14 protein-coding genes are annotated in these 18,553 nt (G+C 38.8%); 3 read left to right on the plus strand and 11 right to left on the minus strand.

The features are described from left to right. Positions 1-5 precede the first annotated feature (5 nt). Positions 6-2,099, minus strand: coding sequence for a heavy metal translocating P-type ATPase (locus EO119_RS02165; protein ID WP_126940509.1), 2,094 nt, complete (start codon positions 2,097-2,099; stop codon positions 6-8). 289 nt (positions 2,100-2,388) lie between these two features. On the opposite strand from EO119_RS02165, the gene rhuM reads away from it, so the two are divergent. Beyond that, positions 2,389-2,955: a RhuM family protein gene (gene rhuM, locus EO119_RS02170; protein ID WP_240632796.1), complete on the plus strand. Its 567-nt coding sequence runs from the start codon at positions 2,389-2,391 to the stop codon at positions 2,953-2,955. Positions 2,956-3,164: 209 nt separating this feature from the next. Here the strand turns inward: rhuM and EO119_RS02175 are convergent, their stop codons facing one another. The 5 genes from EO119_RS02175 to metA form a co-directional block, all read right to left on the minus strand. Beyond that, positions 3,165-3,329, minus strand: a complete 165-nt coding sequence (locus tag EO119_RS02175; RefSeq protein WP_009353470.1) for a 4Fe-4S binding protein — start codon at positions 3,327-3,329, stop codon at positions 3,165-3,167. 338 nt (positions 3,330-3,667) lie between these two features. Beyond that, positions 3,668-4,000 carry a helix-turn-helix domain-containing protein gene (locus EO119_RS02180; protein ID WP_206168651.1) on the minus strand — a complete coding sequence of 111 codons (333 nt, stop codon included), beginning with the start codon at positions 3,998-4,000 and terminating at the stop codon, positions 3,668-3,670. Positions 4,001-4,190: 190 nt separating this feature from the next. Next, complete coding sequence (locus EO119_RS02185) at positions 4,191-5,234, minus strand: hypothetical protein (protein WP_126940510.1); 1,044 nt, start codon at positions 5,232-5,234, stop codon at positions 4,191-4,193. A gap of 216 nt (positions 5,235-5,450) precedes the next feature. Further along, positions 5,451-6,719, minus strand: coding sequence for an O-acetylhomoserine aminocarboxypropyltransferase/cysteine synthase family protein (locus EO119_RS02190; RefSeq protein WP_126940511.1), 1,269 nt, complete (start codon positions 6,717-6,719; stop codon positions 5,451-5,453). A 47-nt stretch (positions 6,720-6,766) separates the two neighbouring features. Continuing rightward, entirely contained in the window at positions 6,767-7,726 is a 960-nt protein-coding gene (gene metA, locus EO119_RS02195) for a homoserine O-succinyltransferase (protein ID WP_126940512.1), read from the minus strand. A 449-nt stretch (positions 7,727-8,175) separates the two neighbouring features. Here metA and EO119_RS02200 point away from each other — a divergent pair, with 449 nt between their 5' ends. Further along, positions 8,176-8,802: an RNA polymerase sigma factor gene (locus EO119_RS02200; RefSeq protein ID WP_126940513.1), complete on the plus strand. Its 627-nt coding sequence runs from the start codon at positions 8,176-8,178 to the stop codon at positions 8,800-8,802. A gap of 277 nt (positions 8,803-9,079) precedes the next feature. Here EO119_RS02200 and EO119_RS02205 read toward each other — a convergent pair whose 3' ends face one another. From EO119_RS02205 to EO119_RS02215, 3 genes are all read right to left on the minus strand, one after another. Then, positions 9,080-9,283 carry a DUF1659 domain-containing protein gene (locus EO119_RS02205; RefSeq protein ID WP_009353480.1) on the minus strand — a complete coding sequence of 68 codons (204 nt, stop codon included), beginning with the start codon at positions 9,281-9,283 and terminating at the stop codon, positions 9,080-9,082. A gap of 13 nt (positions 9,284-9,296) precedes the next feature. Beyond that, entirely contained in the window at positions 9,297-9,530 is a 234-nt protein-coding gene (locus tag EO119_RS02210) for a DUF2922 family protein (protein WP_062401461.1), read from the minus strand. Positions 9,531-9,709: 179 nt separating this feature from the next. Further along, a complete protein-coding gene (locus EO119_RS02215) occupies positions 9,710-15,400 on the minus strand; it encodes a YadA-like family protein (protein WP_126940514.1) in 5,691 nt (1,896 codons plus the stop codon). 858 nt (positions 15,401-16,258) lie between these two features. Between EO119_RS02215 and msrB the strand changes: the two genes are divergently transcribed. Beyond that, positions 16,259-17,227, plus strand: coding sequence for a peptide-methionine (R)-S-oxide reductase MsrB (msrB, locus tag EO119_RS02220; protein WP_126940515.1), 969 nt, complete (start codon positions 16,259-16,261; stop codon positions 17,225-17,227). A 186-nt stretch (positions 17,228-17,413) separates the two neighbouring features. On the opposite strand, the gene EO119_RS02225 is transcribed toward msrB, so the two are convergent. Next, complete coding sequence (locus EO119_RS02225) at positions 17,414-18,226, minus strand: class I SAM-dependent methyltransferase (protein WP_126940516.1); 813 nt, start codon at positions 18,224-18,226, stop codon at positions 17,414-17,416. A 251-nt stretch (positions 18,227-18,477) separates the two neighbouring features. Further along, positions 18,478-18,553 (minus strand): hypothetical protein (locus tag EO119_RS08245; RefSeq protein WP_164723757.1); only part of this gene is annotated, 76 nt, incomplete at its 5' end.

Genomic DNA, 18,553 nt, shown 5'->3' on the forward strand with positions numbered 1-18,553 from the left:
TTATACTATTTACTGTAGAAAATACGGACAGAGTTAAAGATACAAAGAATGGATACCCCTGTATCTGCAAAAACTGCCACCCACATATTTGCAAAGCCAAATACACCAGCCACCATAACGATAATTTTTACAGCAATGGCGAAGAAAATATTTTGCCATGCAATGGACAAGGTACGTTCTGCAATACTTAAGGAACGCCATACAGAATCTAGGTTGGAGTTCATATATACCACGTCTGCTGCTTCGATGGCAGAGTCTGCACCACTACCCATAGCACCACCTACATCAGCACCTGTCAATACAGGTGCATCATTGATACCATCACCTACGAACATAACAGAGCCATAGTCATTACGAAGAGATTGGACAACCTCCAGTTTATCTTGTGGTAATAGCTCGGCACGCACACCTTGGATACCTACTTCTTGGGCAATGTGATTCGCACTAGCTTGTACATCACCTGTGAGCATCACTGTATGATATCCTTTGCCATTCATGCGGCGGATAGCCTCTTTAGAATCCGCTTTCACAGCATCGGCAATGACGATACGACCTACATATTGACCATCAATAGCTACGAACACTTCACTACCATATACATGTTCAATGGTTGGTACCGTTACATGTTCTGTTTCTAATAAACGACCATTACCAACCAATACGGTATGGCCTTCTACAATGCCTACCATACCATGACCAGAGATTTCTTTTACATCCTTAGCCGTATTAAACTCTACTCCTCTACGCTGTACTTCTTCTACAATGGACATAGCAATCGGGTGTGTAGAACCAGCTTCTAGAGCCGCTGCATATTGCAACACTTCATTATCTGTATAAGTACCAGCTACTTCTACTGTTTGTACGTTGAAAGTGCCTGTTGTGATAGTACCAGTTTTGTCGAAAGCAATTGCTTTCACTCGGTTCATAGCCTCGATCGCTTTACCACCTTTGAACAAGATACCTTGTTTAGAGCCAGCACCGATACCAGAGAAGAATGCCAAAGGCACAGACAATGCAAGAGCACATGGGCAAGATACTACTAAAAACGTTAAAGCTGTATAAATCCAATATTGCCATTCTCCTGTGAATAGAGGAGGTACTACGGCAACGATAATCGCCAATGCCACTACAATTGGCGTATATACGCGAGAGAAACGAGTAATGAAACGATCAATCTTTGGTTTCGATGCCGCTGCATGTTCTACAGCATCAAGAATGCGCATAACCATGGAATCTTTTAATTCATGCGTTACTTCTAAGACAATACGCCCATCCACATTGATGCACCCAGACATCACTTCTGTACCTACGGTAGCGCTCACTGGAACTGGTTCACCAGTTACCGCTGCTGTATCGATACGCGTAGTACCTTCTACTATACGGCCATCCAATGGAATACGATCACCAGGACGAATTTCGATATGAGACCCTACTTGTACATCTTCTGGATTCACCACCTGCACGCTACCATCACAAACGATTAAACGCACTTCTTCTGGACGAAGATCCACTGCATCCATAACCGCATTACGACTGCGTTCTGTAGCACGTTCCTCAAAATAAATCCCTACTTGGAAGAACAACATAACCCAAACAGCCTCTACATATTCACCAATGATTAAAGCGCCGATAGTGGCAATGGACATCAAGAAATTCTCATCAAAGAATTTACCTTTCATAACATTTTTAATCGCTGCCCATGCAATGCGCCAACCTAATATAACAAAGGTTACAATTAATAATGGAGTCAGGTATTGCTCTGGCACCCAATTTGTAAACTCTGCTACCACTATCACGATAGCGCCTATAATAATCCCCGCTAAACTAGAATTATGCTCATGGTCATCCTCTACTTGTTGTGCTTTTTTAGGTGCACGCACAAATGGTACCACTACTACACCATCTTCCGTAGCATCGCACACCGCTTGGATTTGATCTCGTAACATATCTGTATCTTCTATACTAGAGGTAATGCGCAATTGCTGGGTGCCAAGCGTGAAAGTTGCTGCTGACACAGATTCTAGTTGATTTAATTTTGCTTCAATCACGCTAGCGCAATTGGCACAATTCAAATTTTGTAGTTTAAAAATGCGTTCCATCGTATCTCCTTATGAAATTATAATATGTAACCTTACTACTTACTTTACTGTTTGTTTTAACACTGCTTTAACACTTAAGTGTTTATTTATATGTTATCGTCGTGCCAGTAAACCAACAGCGATTTTTTATTTATTCTATTATCTCATGGATTTAATAGACTTGCAAAATCACTTTACCCCTAATACTTTAGATATCTCTGCCTCTATATAAATGTATCCCATTTCTTCTTGACTTTGCCCCTCTTATAAGATGTAATATAATGTTCTATTTAAAGACGAAACATTTTGGATGACACAAAAAGATATGGCAACGTTGTTTTGCGTTGATATATCCACCATTAATTACCATTTAAAAGAAACATTTGATTCTGAAGAATTATCAGAAGAGTCAACTATTGGAAAATTTCCAATAGTTCGCTTAGAGGGTACCAGAAAAGTAACTCGCACCATCACTTTCTACAACCTAGACGCCATCATAGCTGTTGGCTACCGTGTAAACTCAAAAGAGGCTACACAATTCCGCATCTGGGCTACAAAGGTATTGCGTGAATATATTGTGAAAGGTTTTGCCCTCAACGACGATATGTTGAAGAATGGTACTCCTTTCGGTCAAAACTATTTTAAAGAACTCCTACGCAAAGTCCAATCCATTCGAGCAAGCGAACGTCAAATCTATCAACAAATTACAGATATATTCGCAGAATGCTCCATTGATTACGATGTACAGGATCCTTTCACCCGCCAATTTTACGCTATGGTGCAAAACAAATTCCATTATGCTATCACAGACAAAACTGCAGCTGAAATTATTTATAATGCCGTTGATAGAGATAAACCACAAATTCCTATCTTTTAACGAATACGAAGTGCTCACTAATAAAGGGCATATTTCAAAACTACAAGCTGATAAGAAAGCAGTTACTGAGTATAAAGAATTTAATCGTACGCAGAAAGTATTCTCTGATTTTGACAGAATCATACACAAGCAAAACAAGTAATAGAGCAAATCAAAAATGAGAAAACCCCGTAAACACGTATGTTTACGGGGTTTGTTATTTGCTTGAATTATTCAGCTGTGATTGTTGCTACTGGGCAAACGGATTCGCAAGAACCGCAATCGATACAAGTATCGTTAATTTCGTATTTAACTTCGCCTTCAGAAATTGCTCCTACTGGACAAACAGAAGCACAAGAACCACATTTAATGCATGCATCACCAATAACGCGCATGAGACACCTCCATAAAAAAATAGAATTCGCTAACTTTATGATTATCATTTAACTAAGGTACTTACCTTTTTTATATTCTCATTATTGCACGTTTTTTTAGTCTTGTCAAATACTTGTCTATACTTTTTGTATCCAATTTTTACAATTGATGTTGCATTTTTTGTATCGCTGAACCTATATATTGCGCTATTTGATAGATTTTATCATTTGTATTCAACTATATATACAAAAAATAACTATAGGTGCCGATATTCTCAATTATTACTTCTCAATATAGTTTTTGATAATAATTATATTATCAATTAGATATCTAAGAACACAAACTAATTTCCATCCAGTTAGTGCAACTGATTCGATTCATATCCCATGACTCGTCGCTTAATCTTGTACATCCGTACCCGCTGGTAATCGATTTCATCATGACACACCAAAGTTGCCACATCAACCTGCAAAGTCTTGGCGATCAAATACAACACCTGCACAGATGTCCCTAAGGAACCTTTAGCACCTTCAATTTTTGCTAAATAACTTGGACTAATACCACATCGTTTAGATAACTCTTTTTGTGAAAGTCCCTGACAACGTCTAACCCAAGCAATTTTTCTGCCTAAACAAATACAAAACTCTTCATACTCTGGCATAGATTCCATTGATTGTAAATGCGTCCCCATCTCTATACACCTCATTTCAAAAGTATATAACTGAACTGCTCTACTCACATTATATATAGGCAAAATTCATAAATCAAGAGTGTATCGTATAAGATTCTTTTCAAAGATGCCTATCTAAAAGCTCTAAATGCACCATCTGTTCTTGTTCTAGCAGCATATATCTATACCAATATATAGCCTATACATTTCATTACTTTCTCTCTAGCCCTATCTGTCCAGACCGGAGAATCCTAGCCTCAGTTATAATGTTATCATCCCAAGTGGATTCAGAGGTAATCCCTTCATCGGTAATTCGTATTTCTTTCTGTATACGCTTCGATGGCTTGCCTTGTACTAATTCTTCATGGTATAGGCCTTCAAGGGTAGTTACATCTAAAGCTGACATAGAATTCCCTGAAACAAGTTCTTTAGGAAGTTGATCATGCATGCTAGATGGATCTTCACTTAATCGATGAGAAGGTGTTATTTCTTTACTTTCATCATTTTCCATATACACAAAATCATCTAATAAGTGCAACAAGGTCTGCAAATCATATCTATGAATATCATCATATTCTACCTCCATCAAGTATCGATGTGTAGGATCCTCTTTCATAATCATATCAATGGTGAACCTTACATAGGGTCCATCCTGTGTAGGCTGTTCAAATCTATCCCAGCGAACCGCTGTCATATCTTCTCGAGATAGAAGGCCTCCTTCAGATATTGTGTGCTTTTTAAAAGTATGTAGATTGTTTCGACGCCAAATCTCCATGTACTTCGCATCTGTCATACCTTGGATAGGCTGGTCATACCAGGTAGTATTCCACTGTTCTTGAGATACTCCTTTCGGCGGTACATTATCTCTACGTGTAACCATCACATTCACATCTTTGTCTAATTGCAACAGAACCCCTACTACATGCCCACTATCTGTAGGTACTACCTTATCAATCCAAGTAAGACTTTGTACTGCCCAAGGAATGGTAAAACGAAAATGCCCTGCCCGACTACTAATATACGTATGGTTCGGTATATTTTCTATTCCCTCACCTTTTGCACGTAGACTACTATCTGTATAGTGTTCCCCTACAGGAACGGGCATACCTACTGGCATTCCTTGCTGTCCTATGAATGTAATTTTAGGTTTTGCCTCTATATCTTCTGCCATACCTACAGCACCTGTGAAAGTGGCCATCGCCACGCCACATACCACAACTTTCCACCATATATTTCCAACTAGTTTGCTTTTCATTCGTTGATTTCCTTTCTTATCTGCGCCTCTATACATCCTATGTCAAGTTTTATACTCATCTAACGTTGACCTCATCTCAATATCTATCTTGGATTCAATAGTTCTTGCTGTATCATTAAATGTTACTTAGTACAACTACATATCTAGTATACCATAGCTAAAAAGAGAACCCACTATTGTGAGTTCCCTTATATACTACTATACAGTTGCTATATCTTACAGTTTGTCCAATGCTTGTGCTAAGTCAGCAATGATATCCTCAACATTTTCAATACCGATAGATACACGTAATTGTTCTGGTTTTACACCTGCTGTCAATTGTTCCTCAGGGCTCAATTGGGCATGTGTTGTACTTGCTGGGTGGATAACCAAGGATTTAGCATCCGCCACATTGGCAAGGTTAGAGAAGATTTCAAGAGCATCAACGAATTTGATACCTTCCTCTTTACCACCTTTCACACCGAATGTGAACACTGCGCCAACCCCTTTCGGGAAGTATTTATCAGCCAACGCTTTATATGGGCTGTTTGGCAATTCAGGATAATTTACATAAGCAATTTTTGGATGGTTTACCAAGAAATCTACAACTTTACGAGTGTTTTCTACATGGCGTTCTACACGCAAGGACAATGTTTCAATACCTTGAATAATCAACCATGCTGCTAGAGGAGTAATGGCTGCCCCAGTGTCACGCAATAATTGAGCACGTACTTTCACAGTGAAAGGAATTGGAAGATCGCCATATACTAAACCATTGTAATGTACGTCGCCTTCTACAAATCCAGGATAACGGCCGCTTGCTTTGTAGTCGAACTTCCCACTTTCCACGATCACACCAGCGATAGTTGTACCATGACCGCCTAAGTATTTAGTTGCGGAGTGAACCACTACGTCTGCACCGTGTTCAAATGGACGGAACAAGTATGGAGTACCGAATGTATTGTCCACGATTACGATGATACCATGAGAGTGAGCGATCTCAGCAATCGCTTCTAAATCTACTAAGTTAGCTCCTGGGTTACCAACGGATTCTACATACACAGCTTTTGTGTTGTCGTCGATAGCTGCTTTGAACTCTTCTAAATTATCTGGGTTCACAAATTTTGTAGTGATACCGAAACGTGGCAATGTTGCACTGAATAAATTGTAAGTACCACCGTACAATGTGGAAGCTGCTACAATGTTATCGCCAGCAGATGCTACGTTTTGGATAGCATAGGCAATCGCTGCAGAACCAGAGGCTACGGCGATGGCACCAGCACCACCTTCTAAAGCGGCTACACGGCCTTCCAATACGTCTTGTGTAGGGTTACCTAAACGAGTGTAGATAGGACCTGCATCAGTTAAAGCAAAACGTCCTGCTGCTTGTTCTGCATCTTTAAATACATAAGAAGTAGTTTGATAAATTGGCACCGCACGGGAACCTGTTGCGTCTACTGTATGACCTGCATGTAATTGTAATGTTTCAAATTTGTAATTGCTCATGTTAAACTCCTCATCATTCTTAAATCTTTACTATCTATTGACTAGGATTAAATGACCCAGTCTTGTATATATGCTTCTTCAATCGGTCTCGATTGTAATTCACTGACCTCATACGGTGTTTCTTGGTACACATAATAGTTTAACCAGTTTGAATAGAGTATGGTCGATGCGGATCGCCATCGAATGATGGGCCCTTTCGTCGGATCATCATCAGGGAAATAATTTTCTGGAATTTCAATCTCTAATCCTAACTTTCTATCCCTATCATACTCTTGGTATAAAGTATCTCGATCATATTCTGGATGTCCAAAGATAAACACATGTTTATTATCATAGGACCGGGCGATACCAACACCTGTCTTATCCGCGCGGGCTAGCACTTCTAACTGAGGGTGAGCGTTGATTTCGCTTTCACTCACCGTCGTATGCCGTGAATGAGGCATATAGAAGAGTTCATCTAGGCCACGCATAAGCATGGGCTTACTGTTCTGCACTTCTTGTTCATATACACCGAATAACTTGGTAGGCAAATCTTCCTTGTGGATACCGAAGTGCTTATAAATCCCGGCTTGGGCTCCCCAACAAATGTAGAGAGTAGAACACACATGGGTTTTACTCCATTCCATAATTCCTGAAAGCTCATCCCAATAGTTCACTTCCTCAAAAGGCATTTGCTCTACCGGAGCGCCTGTTATAATCAAACCATCAAAGTATTGATCTTTGATTTCCTCGAAAGTTCTATAAAAGGTTTCCAAATATTCTTGACTTGTATGACTTGCTGTATAGGACGCCGTGTACAGAAAAGTCACCTTTGTTTGTAACGGTGTATTACTCAAAGCACGAAGCAGTTGAATTTCCGTAGTCTCTTTCCGTGGCATCAAGTTCACAACCACAATGTGGAGTGGTCGAATATCTTGTGACTCTGCCCGTTCCGAATCCATGACGAATATATTCTCTTCTGAAAGTTTCCCTATGGCTGGTAATCCTTTCACTACTCGTATAGGCATTCAATCCACCTCTCTTTCCAGTAAAACCTATCGATTAACGATGAATTAAGTATACTAGGATGTCCATCATATGTCAACAATATACGTACATTTATCCTTATACAGGATACATATTATTATATATAGCAAAAAACTATAAGGAAAGTTATAAACATATATTTTCCCAATATTGCTTATATGTCATACATACCCTTGAAATCTATTCTATTATATCAATATGTTACTTTTACACACTTTCAGAAAAAATAACTTGCTATTGAGTGGATTTTGATATATAATTTCATCAACATATATAGATGTCATTTTTCATTACATGTAATAGCAATTTACAGTAAATGAGCTATATATCAACAGGCCTGTGATACTATAGAAACTATGATGTAAGTACGCCCCTTATACATCATCCATGACAATCATGTTAGGTAATATTATATATAAGGAGGTAAACTATGAGTCAGTCTTATATTAAACACTCATTACTGATGACAGCCACTGACATCCAAGATGATTCCTACACTGATGAAGAACTTGTGGCCTTCATCCAAGCTGGATATCATCATATGACTGTTATCTTATGTCAACGGTACGTACCTCTCATTACAAAATACGCGCATGTGCGCCAACTCCGTTCTATAGACAGTGATTTAGAGTCTGCCTTATGGGAATGTTTCTTGCAGGCTATTAAGACCTATGATATAACTAGCAACATCCCCTTTGCTGGCTTTGTAAAATCTCGCATACGCTTCACCCAGTGGAATCTATATCGAAAGAGTCTACGACAATGGACTCATGAAACGGTGTTAGCCCCACAAGAAGATGAAACAGATCCTCTAGCATCTATCCCATCCAGCCATGATACTGCAGAGGAAGCCATTCATCATTTAGAACTATTAGCATTGCACACAGCTCTATCAGAAATGGAGCCGGTGCATGCAAACCTATTACGGCAAGTCTTACTAAAAGGCAAATCCATCAGCGAAATTGCTAATACCTATGGCATGAGTCGACAGGCTATGCATAAGAAATACAAACGAGCGCTCGCCTTGCTAAAAGAGGCTTTAGAAACAGTTCAATAACATAACATTGAAAAGAAGTAAAACCTGAATCTCTTAAAGAGATTCAGGTTTTCTTATCATGCAGTACACTAATATATAACAATAGCCATCCTGCTATGTATCAGCAGGATGGCTACGGTAATTCTTGGTACTAAGTCTTATCACTATCATTTACATATACCCTTCTTGGTGTGGTTCTCAGCTGTCTAAAGGTCCTATCCTACCTTATCGTTTTAACCACTTTAATACCCAAAGGGTAATTCTAATAATTTTTAATGCTTTTTCAAGCTTTTCCATATTACGCCTCTAAAGCGATGGCATTATTTCGCACAACCCCTACCAAAGGATAGGCATATAGCTTGCCCAATGCATCGCCTACAGCTTTTACATCCTCATCTGTAGCACTTTCATTGACATAGGCAAAATTAGCCACTTTTAAATTATGTGCACCTTCACCTTTTTTAAATTGTAATTGTAATTTAGTTACCATTGTTGTTGTCATAGTCTAATCCTCCTTATTCTACCACCGTGGACTCTGTTGTCACTAATGCACCATGTTGAAAGTTAGTCAAGCGTTGATCTTTACGACCACGAAGTACATCTTTCTCCACCATCAGTTGACCTACTGTGTCAATTTCAGTTTTTGTAACACCTTCTTTGGGGAATGCTACCACAATATTGACTTCTTCCTTAGATGTGTCTGTAAAGACCAAATGTAATTCTTTTTTCACTACTGTACTTGCTGCCATAATGTTCTCCTTTCCCAGTACCAAGTGCTTACACTTAGATACATTCAAAAAAAGAAGACTTGTCAACCAAATTCATAATCTTATCGGAGTAAACAAAAAAAGACTGTAATCAGAATGATATATTTCATTCGATTACAGTCTTTTCTATATAACGCTTAGATTACGTTCACAATTCTATATTAACCTTGTAAACGGCTTAATACTGTTGCTAATTGAGCTTTTACAGCATCAAGTTCTGCACGTTGAGATTTGTTTTCTTCACGTAATGCGTTAATTTCACCTTTTTGTTCAAGGTTTTGCGCTTCTAATGCACCCATTTTATCTTGCAATACGTATGCGGAACTAATTGGACCTTGTCTGTATACATCTGCTACAGCTGTTTCGTCTGCTTTAGATCCTACTTTCCAAGTAATACCAGCATTTGCCATCACTTGGCTACGGTTACCACCAATAGCAGCACCTGCATGGAACATCAAAGATTCATTTTTATAATGTGCCACACCTAATGCTAAGGAGTTTTGACCTTGGTAGTGACCTACACCAGCCATGATTTGAGTTGGTTCTAATGGATCGTATTGGATAGGTTTCAAGGCGGATAATGCAGCCGCTTGAGAACCAACATGGTTCACTTGACCTTGTAATTGGTTAGTAATTGCTTGCATATTGCCTGCTGCATCACGTAATTGGCTTACATTAACTGCATCAGTAGGGTCAGTACCTGCTGCCACATTAGTGATTTTGTTACCACCGTTGTTCAAGCCAGCATTTGTTAAGGAAACTGCTCCTTTACCCTCTCCTGCTGGAGTCAAAGTAATTCCCTTACCATCAATCTTAGTTGTATTGTTACCAGCTTTGAATTCAGCACTAGTTAAACCAGTTAATGTAGGGTTAAGTTCATATGTGAAGGAAGAGCCAGTTTGAGTAAGTTTCAAGTTATTTCCAGCATTGAAAGTAACAACATCACCAGCTTTAACAGGTTGCGCTGCACCATTTCCAGTGAAAACGCCATTTTCTGTTTTGCCACCTTTGGCTTGCCATGCTGCATTATTAATAGCATTTACTACAGTATCAACAGTAGCAATTTTACCAGCACCATCTGTAGGAACAGATACAGTACCAGCTTTTACAGGCTTATCATCTGCATCTTTGCCATCTTTATCATTAACAGTAATTGTGCCAGTGTTAACCTTAATACCTTTCTCACCAACAGTGATAGTATCTCCATCGGCTTTTACTTTGACATTGCCAATTGCATCTTTTAATTGTTTTACGTTAACTGCATCAGTAGGGTCAGTACCTTCTGCCACTTTAGTGATTTTGTTACCACCATTGTTCAAGCCATCTTTGGAAAGAACTACATTACCAGCAGTCACTTTACCAGCTTTACCATCGATTGCTACTGGATTGTCTCCACCAACAGTAACAACACCGTTTGATCCGAAAGATACTTTACCAGCACCATCACCTTCGCCAGCAATAGATGTCATATCTTTTAATTCAGGATTTACTTTAATACCCTTATCACTTACAGTGATTGTATCTCCATCGGCTTTAACAGTGATTTTATTGTCCGTAACTTTTAAGCCATCACCAAGGTTTACACTGTATTTCACAGTAGATGTCTTGCCATCTGCACTTTCCACAGTAGCTGTTGTACCAACACCATTTACGAAGTTTACAGTATCGTATGGTTTTACAAAATCAACATCCTTATCATTACCTTGTAAGTTCCAACCTGCATTTAGTACGTCACCTACAGTAGCTGCGTTATTTGGGTTAACCTCATTTTCACCAGTACCCATTGTTGGAGCTGCTTGAGATTTAGTAGCTTCACCTTTATCATCTTTATTTTTAGTTTCAGGTAAGTTGCTTGCAACATTAGTAATATGTTTATCAGCAGTAACAGTAACAGGTTTTTCTTCACCTGTTTTACCGATTGTTACATCTCCGCTCTCTTTTAAGGTAATAACAGTAGGTGCAGCACCTTTACCAGCGATAGAAGTAATACCTGTCAACTCTGGATTCAAGGAATATGTGAAGTTTGTACCATCTTGTTTAATTTCAAGATTATTACCAGCTTTAAGCGTTATTTTGTTGCCATCTTTAACTTCTTCAGTAGATGTAGTATTACCTTTTGCTTTTTTACCAGTACCTTCAACATCAGATGTAATGGAGAATCCAGAAGAATTAATATGTTTCTCTAATTCATCTTTAAGATCTTGTACATCATTTTTAACGCCAGTTAATTGATTTACGTTAACACCATCTGTACCATCTGTACCTTCTTTAACGTTTTTAATTTGATTACCACCATTGTCCAAGCCATCTTTTGTCAAGGAAACTGGTTTTTTATCCGCTGCTTTAGGAGTGATAGTCATACCATCTGCATTGATTACAGTTGTATCACCTGCATCATTTTTGAAAGATGCACTTGTTAAATCTTTCAATTCTGGATTTAAAGAATATGTGAACTCTTTACCAGCTTGTTTAAGTTTTAAGTTGTTTCCAGCTTTTAATGTTACAGTGTCACCAGCTTTTACAGCTTCTTTCGTTGTACCTTCAGCTTTGCCAGTTCCATCTTCACCACTTGTTGCATTCCAAGCTGCATTGTTGATAGCATCTGCTACATTACCGATAGTAGCAACTTTACCTTTATCTGTCTCAGGAACAGATACAGTACCAGCTTTGTCACCTTCTGTTACATTAGTAATAGAACCAGTATTAACTTGTAAACCTTTGTCTCCTACAGTGATTGTAGTGCCGTCAGCTTTTACTTTTAAGCCTTCCTCAGTAGTTTCTAAGGATTTATCAGCTGGTTTAACTTTCACACCTTCAGCTGTTACTTCGATAGATTTATCAGCTGGTTTTACCTTAATGTTACCATCTGTATCTTTTTCCAATCCATCGCTTGTTTTAACAGTGGATTTACCGAGTTCATCTTTTAATTGTTTTACGTTAACTGCATCAGTATCTTTTTCACCAGCTTTAACATTAGTGATTGTTTTATTGCCATTGTCTAAGCCATCTTTGGAAAGAACTACATCACCAGCAGTTACTTTACCATCTTTACCATCGATTGCTACAGGGTTATCTCCACCTACAGTAACAACACCATTTGGTCCAAAGGATACTTTACCAGCACCTTCACCTTCACCAGTGATAGATTTGATACCTTTTAACTCAGGTTGTAAGGAATATGTGAACTCTTTACCAGCTTGTTTAAGTTTTAAGTTATTACCAGCTTTTAACGTAACTTTGTCACCAGCTTTAACTTTTTCTTCTGTTGTGCCTTCAACTTCGCCAGAGTCTTCTTTATCACTTGTTGCTTTCCAAGCTGCACTGTTGATAGCATCTGCTACATTACCGATGGTAGCAATTTTGCCTTTATCTGCCTCAGGAACAGATACAGTACCAGCTTTATCGCCTTCTGTTACATTAGTAATATTACCAGTATTAACTTGTAAACCCTTGTCTCCTACAGTAATTGTAGTGCCGTCAGTTTTAACTTTTACACCATTTGCTGTTACACTAATGGATTTATCTGCAGGTTGTACTACGATTTTACCATCACTATTAGTCAAACCGTTGCCAATTTTTGGAGATGCATTGTTGATCATATCAGCTACGTTTTGAGCTGTTGTTAAGGCATTGCCTTTCGTTTCATCTTTAGGTTTTACTTGACCTGTAGCTGGGTCTTTTTCAAGTTCAGCTGTAACAGGAGTGATTGTAATTGTGTTATTGGTAGCATCTGTTGTCAATACAGCTTTGTTAGCAGATACCACTTTTAATGTCTGGCTATCTAATAATACGTCAGCTTTAGATGTACCATCAGTTGTCGGTGCAGCTTGATCTACTGTATCACCAGCGATTTTTAAATTCACAGAGCGAAGTTGCGCTACGTTTACTGCATCAGTATCATCTGTACCTGCTGCTACATAATTAATTTGACGAGTCATGCGAGGCGTACCTACAGCCACAGCTGCTGTAGATGCAGTTAATGCATTACCTCGTAAACCAGCATATGTATTCATACGGTTTTCGTTAAGATCATAGCCTTTACGCGCTTCTGTATCTGCTACGGAGTAGGAACCTAAACCAACACCATTATCCACTGTAGCTTGTGCTTTTACACCGATAGCTACTGCATGGTCAGCAGTAGATTTAGCTTGTGTACCGATGGCTACAGAGTTTTCATTTGTTGCATTTGCATCAGTACCGATAGCAATAGATGTTTTACCTTCTGCCACAGCACGTGTACCAATAGCTAACGCAGATTCCTTCGCACTTTTATAAGCCGCTTCTAATGTTGCCTTAGCTGTCTTTAACTTATCTGCTTCTGCTGTTGCAGCAGCTGTTGTATCTGTTACTTTTTGTTTTAAAGCTTCATCATCTGTATTTTCTGCAATCAAATCTTGAGCACGTTTAATCAAACGTGTTACATCCGCTGTAGTTGTACTAGCTGCATTTTCATCAAGTGCCGCTATTTTTTTCAACGCAGCCAATTGAGCTGTTACAACTGGTTTAGCACTATCATAGTTATTATTGGACTGTATGTTTCCAAAAAACTCATCTTGTAGAGCTGCATTATCTACACCTAATGTTTGAAGCAATTGCTTCTCTTCATTAGTTAATGTATATAAAGAAATCCCAAAGTCACGAGCATCACTAGCCAAACGTTTTTGTGTCGCTTTACTATCGCTTTCTGCTGTTAACTTAGCATCTTGAGCATCAGTGAAAGTCTTATACGCTGTATTATACGTATCCAACGCTGTAGATACAGTGGTTGCTAAGTCTGCATTACCACCTGCTACAGAGTCATTACCAAAGGCAAAACCATGTGTACCCATAGCGCGAGCTGTTGTACCTAAGGCAATCGCTCCTTGTCCTGTAGCAAAGGCATTTTCCCCAGCTTTGCCATCCGCTTTACCGCCATTACCGATTGCAATGGCTTGTGCTCCATAAGACGTAGCAGCACGACCGATAGCCATTCCACCTGCTGTAAAGGCACGAGCTCGGTCACCTACAGCAACGCCAGATGTTTCTGCTACATGAGATCCAAAACCTACCGCTACTGCACGACCAGCACTAGTCCCAGTACCAGACTCTGTACCTACAATCGTATCGCTTGCTGCTCGTGTAACTGCATGATTACCTACTGCTGTAGCAAATGGATTATAAGTAGCTGATGTAGTACCTACTGCCGTAGAGTAAGCCCCACTTGCTCTAGAAATATTACCAATGGCAGCTGCACCTATTTCATAGGCCTTTGCAATTGGACCTACCGCCGTAGCCGCACCTTGTTGACCTGTTGTTTCCGCTTGGTAACCTACCGCTACGGATTGAGTGAAATTCGTACGAGCTTCTGGACCAATGGCTACAGATTCTTTATAATCACTTTTTGCATTTCTACCGATAGCAATCGCACCAGTACCCGATTGGTATGTCACGCCACCATGGTCACGTAACGAAGATGCATTTGTACCAATAACAACCGTATCAGTATAGGACGCATAGGCATTCCTACCAATAGCCACTGTATTTGCTGTATGCTTTTCTTGATCTGCTTCTGGAATAACTGATTCACTAACACCGGCTAAGCTAGATTTACCAATCGCCACACCAGCTTTGGCATTAGTCACTGCTAAATTACCTACAGCAATAGACCCTTCTTGTACAGCCTTACTATTGGTGCCAAATGCAGTACCTTCACCTGTACCTGCCACATTATCTACAGCGAATGTAGTGGTCATACCAGCTACGCTAAACGCCGTCACACCTAAAATAGCAGCCATAGCGGCTAAACGATTTACTTTTTGTTGACTTTGTGCATGTGCTGCATTCGTTCGAACAATTTCATTACGCTTTTTCATGATTCTCCTTTTCTTTAAAGTTTGAAGCCCATATTGACTTACTATACTACACGATTAAGATGACATATGCGTGAACAAAATACCCTTGATAGGTGCCAAATTTAAATGAAAATTTTTTTCATAACCTGCTACTCAGTTGCACTATAATTCATATAATTTCACTATGGCATCTTATCTGTTGCCTCAATTATACTGTTCTCACTTATAGATGTCAAATGCATTCTTCATAAACTTTCATGAAAAAAACTATAACCTTTTCAATAGCTAAAAGCTATTTAATAATAGTCATTCTCTATAAATACTTTATATATAGTATACTATATAACTATCATGTATCTTCATATCACTTCTTGATAATTAGCGGTGCACCTAATAGGTACGTCCTATAAGTGGTAACATTTTATTATTATTTTACTTATTCCTATTTTTTTGATATATTATATGTGTCGATGTGATACTCGACAGGAACTATGAACCTCATATGTTCCAGCCTTTCAAACTACTTACATATGTGATAACGGTGACTTCCCATACACACCTACAGTTATCACAAAGAAGCCACCTGCTCGTCCCCATACGAGTTAGGTGGCTTTCACCTTTATAGGCATGTCTTATAATATTATGCTTACTAAAACTTGTGATAATACCATGTATCTTATATGCGGCGTATCATCAATCTACCAATACTCGTGCAATACTTCTAATACGAATACATGCTATAATTAAGACTAGCTATATCATAACAATTTGATGATATATACTCGATATAACAACAATATCTTTGCTAGCATCATACATATAAAGCATATCATGAATTATCAGCAATATACATTATATTCCATTAAAAGGAGTGATACTATGAATCATACCATCTATTTAGGAGGAGGTTGTTTTTGGGGTGTGGAAAGTTACTTTCAACGCATCCCCGGCATTGTAGATACTGAAGTAGGCTACAGCAATGGGGCTCATCCGAATCCTAGTTATGAAGAGGTTTGCCGTGGCAGCGGTCACGTAGAAACTGTCAAGGTTACTTATGACACCTCTGTGATTTCCCTCTCTAAGGTACTACAATATTTTTTGCGTATTATTGATCCTTTTAGTATCAACAAACAAGGTAACGACGTGGGCATTCAATATCGCACTGGTGTGTATTACGAACATTCTGAGGACAAAGCAATCATCGAGTCCACGTTAGAACGTGCTAATAGCCATTACCAAAAGCCTTTTGCCATCGAAGTGTTACCCTTACAGTCATTTTATCCAGCTGAAGAATATCATCAAGACTATTTAGATAAAAACCCTAATGGCTATTGCCATATTAATGTATCCAAGGCTTACGAGCCTTTAATCGATGAAAAGGAATACCAACGCAAAGCAGATGATGTATTACAAAAAGAACTTAGTGAATTAGAATACGCTGTAACACAACATAGTGCTACGGAGCGACCTTTCTCTCATGCCTATACAGACGAATTTCGCCCCGGCATTTATGTAGATATCACCTCTGGAGAGCCTCTTTTTATCTCCGCTCAGAAATTCGACTCTGGTTGTGGTTGGCCTAGTTTTGCACAACCGATCAACAGCGATGTCATTCGTTACTATGAGGACGATAGTTTAGGACATCGTCGCATCGAAGTACGCAGTCGCATTGGAGATGCTCATTTAGGGCATGTCTTCGAAGATGGCCCTCAGTCCATGGGAGGTCTTCGGTATTGTATCAACGGCGCTGCCTTGCGTTTTATTTCTTTAGAAGATTTAGAGAAAGAAGGGTATGGTGCTTTGCGTGAATTTGTAATCAATAGTGAGTTGATACTCAAAAAAAGTTAATCCTTCTTTGTCTGATCTAAGCACGCTATCAATCTCTATTTCATTTCTATAAACATTCTATATAAAAAGACTGTAATCATAGGTTTATCTGCCTAGTGTTTACAGTCTTTTTTATATAAGATATATGCAATAATGGATGTATATTAGTTATTCACTGAACATACTATAGGGACATGTACTACTATGTTATACACTCCAAGAAATCCACGCTATGGTATCCGTTGTATGGTTTTCTAATTTGCCATCTACAGCTTTCTCCGATAAAAATTCACGAATTTCTTCTTTAATCAATTCTAAGTCGCCACCTACTTTGCGATGCACACGTAAGCAGAAATAATCGACTGCTTCATCAACAGTTAGGTTTTCTACTTCCTCTACCGTTTTATAAGTAATATTTACATTCTTTCCGATTTCGTTAACCGTGCCCAAGCAATCTTGTAACATGGATTCCCATGGGCTTCCACTTACACCATATCGCTCAGAATAGATGGCATCTAAGTATTCATCTTTTCGATCCGCAAACATAATACATAAGCAGTGTTTGCGACTCGCCTGATGTAAAGCACGTAAATTAGCTGTATCCGACATAATAGGGCAGAAAATACTATATACTAAATCAAATTTCTTCTCCCATCCTAAAGCTTGTCTAGCTTCCTCTGACCACGGTCCTAGCCATAAATCTAAAGAAAGTCCTTCCTTTTCACTAATTTGTTTTGCCCCTTCTAGCATTCCTGTAGACAAGTCTACACCAGTTAGTTTTACCCCTTTACGAGCTAGTCCCATGGCATAGTCCCCTGTACCACAGCCTACATCAAGTGCTGTTTCTCCTTCCACTGGATGAATCCCTAATTCTTGTAATCGTGCTACAAAGTCCACTACTTGCGCTACACGATCCTCACGTTTGTGCATATTGACAAAGAACTTGGATGTTTGATTCCAAGATTGTTGTTCCTCTTGCCAGCCCTCCATGGAAACAGGCATTGTTGTGATTGTACTCATAGAAACCTCCTTATCACTTTATATTTAATAGGATAGATATCGTTTACACTAATATTACTACTATACATTATATACGATATACAGCAAATTATATATGATAAAAATTATCAATTCATATATTTTAATTATACAATACAATACGTGTTTATACTGTGTCTATAGCAACAAAATCTGTACAACTATACAAGAAGTATTAGAATGCAAAAAAGCGACCTTGCGGTCGCTTTTCCTATTTAGAATCTACGATTCAATTATGCTTCGATAGCTGTAACAACACCAGCGCCTACTGTATGGCCACCTTCGCGAATCGCGAAACGTAAACCTTCT

The organism is Veillonella sp. CNR 79/14 (assembly GCF_003992185.1).
In the GTDB taxonomy this organism is placed as follows: Bacteria; Bacillota; Negativicutes; order Veillonellales; family Veillonellaceae; genus F0422.

Excerpts from the sequence above, each read along its gene's own strand:
- EO119_RS02165 (WP_126940509.1), bottom strand. The coding sequence starts at position 2,099 with ATGGAACGCATTTTTAAACTACAAAATTTGAATTGTGCCAATTGCGCT.
- rhuM (WP_240632796.1), top strand. The coding sequence starts at position 2,389 with ATGACACAAAAAGATATGGCAACGTTGTTTTGCGTTGATATATCCACC.
- EO119_RS02175 (WP_009353470.1), bottom strand. The coding sequence starts at position 3,329 with ATGCGCGTTATTGGTGATGCATGCATTAAATGTGGTTCTTGTGCTTCT.
- EO119_RS02180 (WP_206168651.1), bottom strand. The coding sequence starts at position 4,000 with ATGGGGACGCATTTACAATCAATGGAATCTATGCCAGAGTATGAAGAG.
- EO119_RS02185 (WP_126940510.1), bottom strand. The coding sequence starts at position 5,234 with ATGAAAAGCAAACTAGTTGGAAATATATGGTGGAAAGTTGTGGTATGT.
- EO119_RS02190 (WP_126940511.1), bottom strand. The coding sequence starts at position 6,719 with ATGAGCAATTACAAATTTGAAACATTACAATTACATGCAGGTCATACA.
- metA (WP_126940512.1), bottom strand. The coding sequence starts at position 7,726 with ATGCCTATACGAGTAGTGAAAGGATTACCAGCCATAGGGAAACTTTCA.
- EO119_RS02200 (WP_126940513.1), top strand. The coding sequence starts at position 8,176 with ATGAGTCAGTCTTATATTAAACACTCATTACTGATGACAGCCACTGAC.
- EO119_RS02205 (WP_009353480.1), bottom strand. The coding sequence starts at position 9,283 with ATGACAACAACAATGGTAACTAAATTACAATTACAATTTAAAAAAGGT.
- EO119_RS02210 (WP_062401461.1), bottom strand. The coding sequence starts at position 9,530 with ATGGCAGCAAGTACAGTAGTGAAAAAAGAATTACATTTGGTCTTTACA.
- EO119_RS02215 (WP_126940514.1), bottom strand. The coding sequence starts at position 15,400 with ATGAAAAAGCGTAATGAAATTGTTCGAACGAATGCAGCACATGCACAA.
- msrB (WP_126940515.1), top strand. The coding sequence starts at position 16,259 with ATGAATCATACCATCTATTTAGGAGGAGGTTGTTTTTGGGGTGTGGAA.
- EO119_RS02225 (WP_126940516.1), bottom strand. The coding sequence starts at position 18,226 with ATGAGTACAATCACAACAATGCCTGTTTCCATGGAGGGCTGGCAAGAG.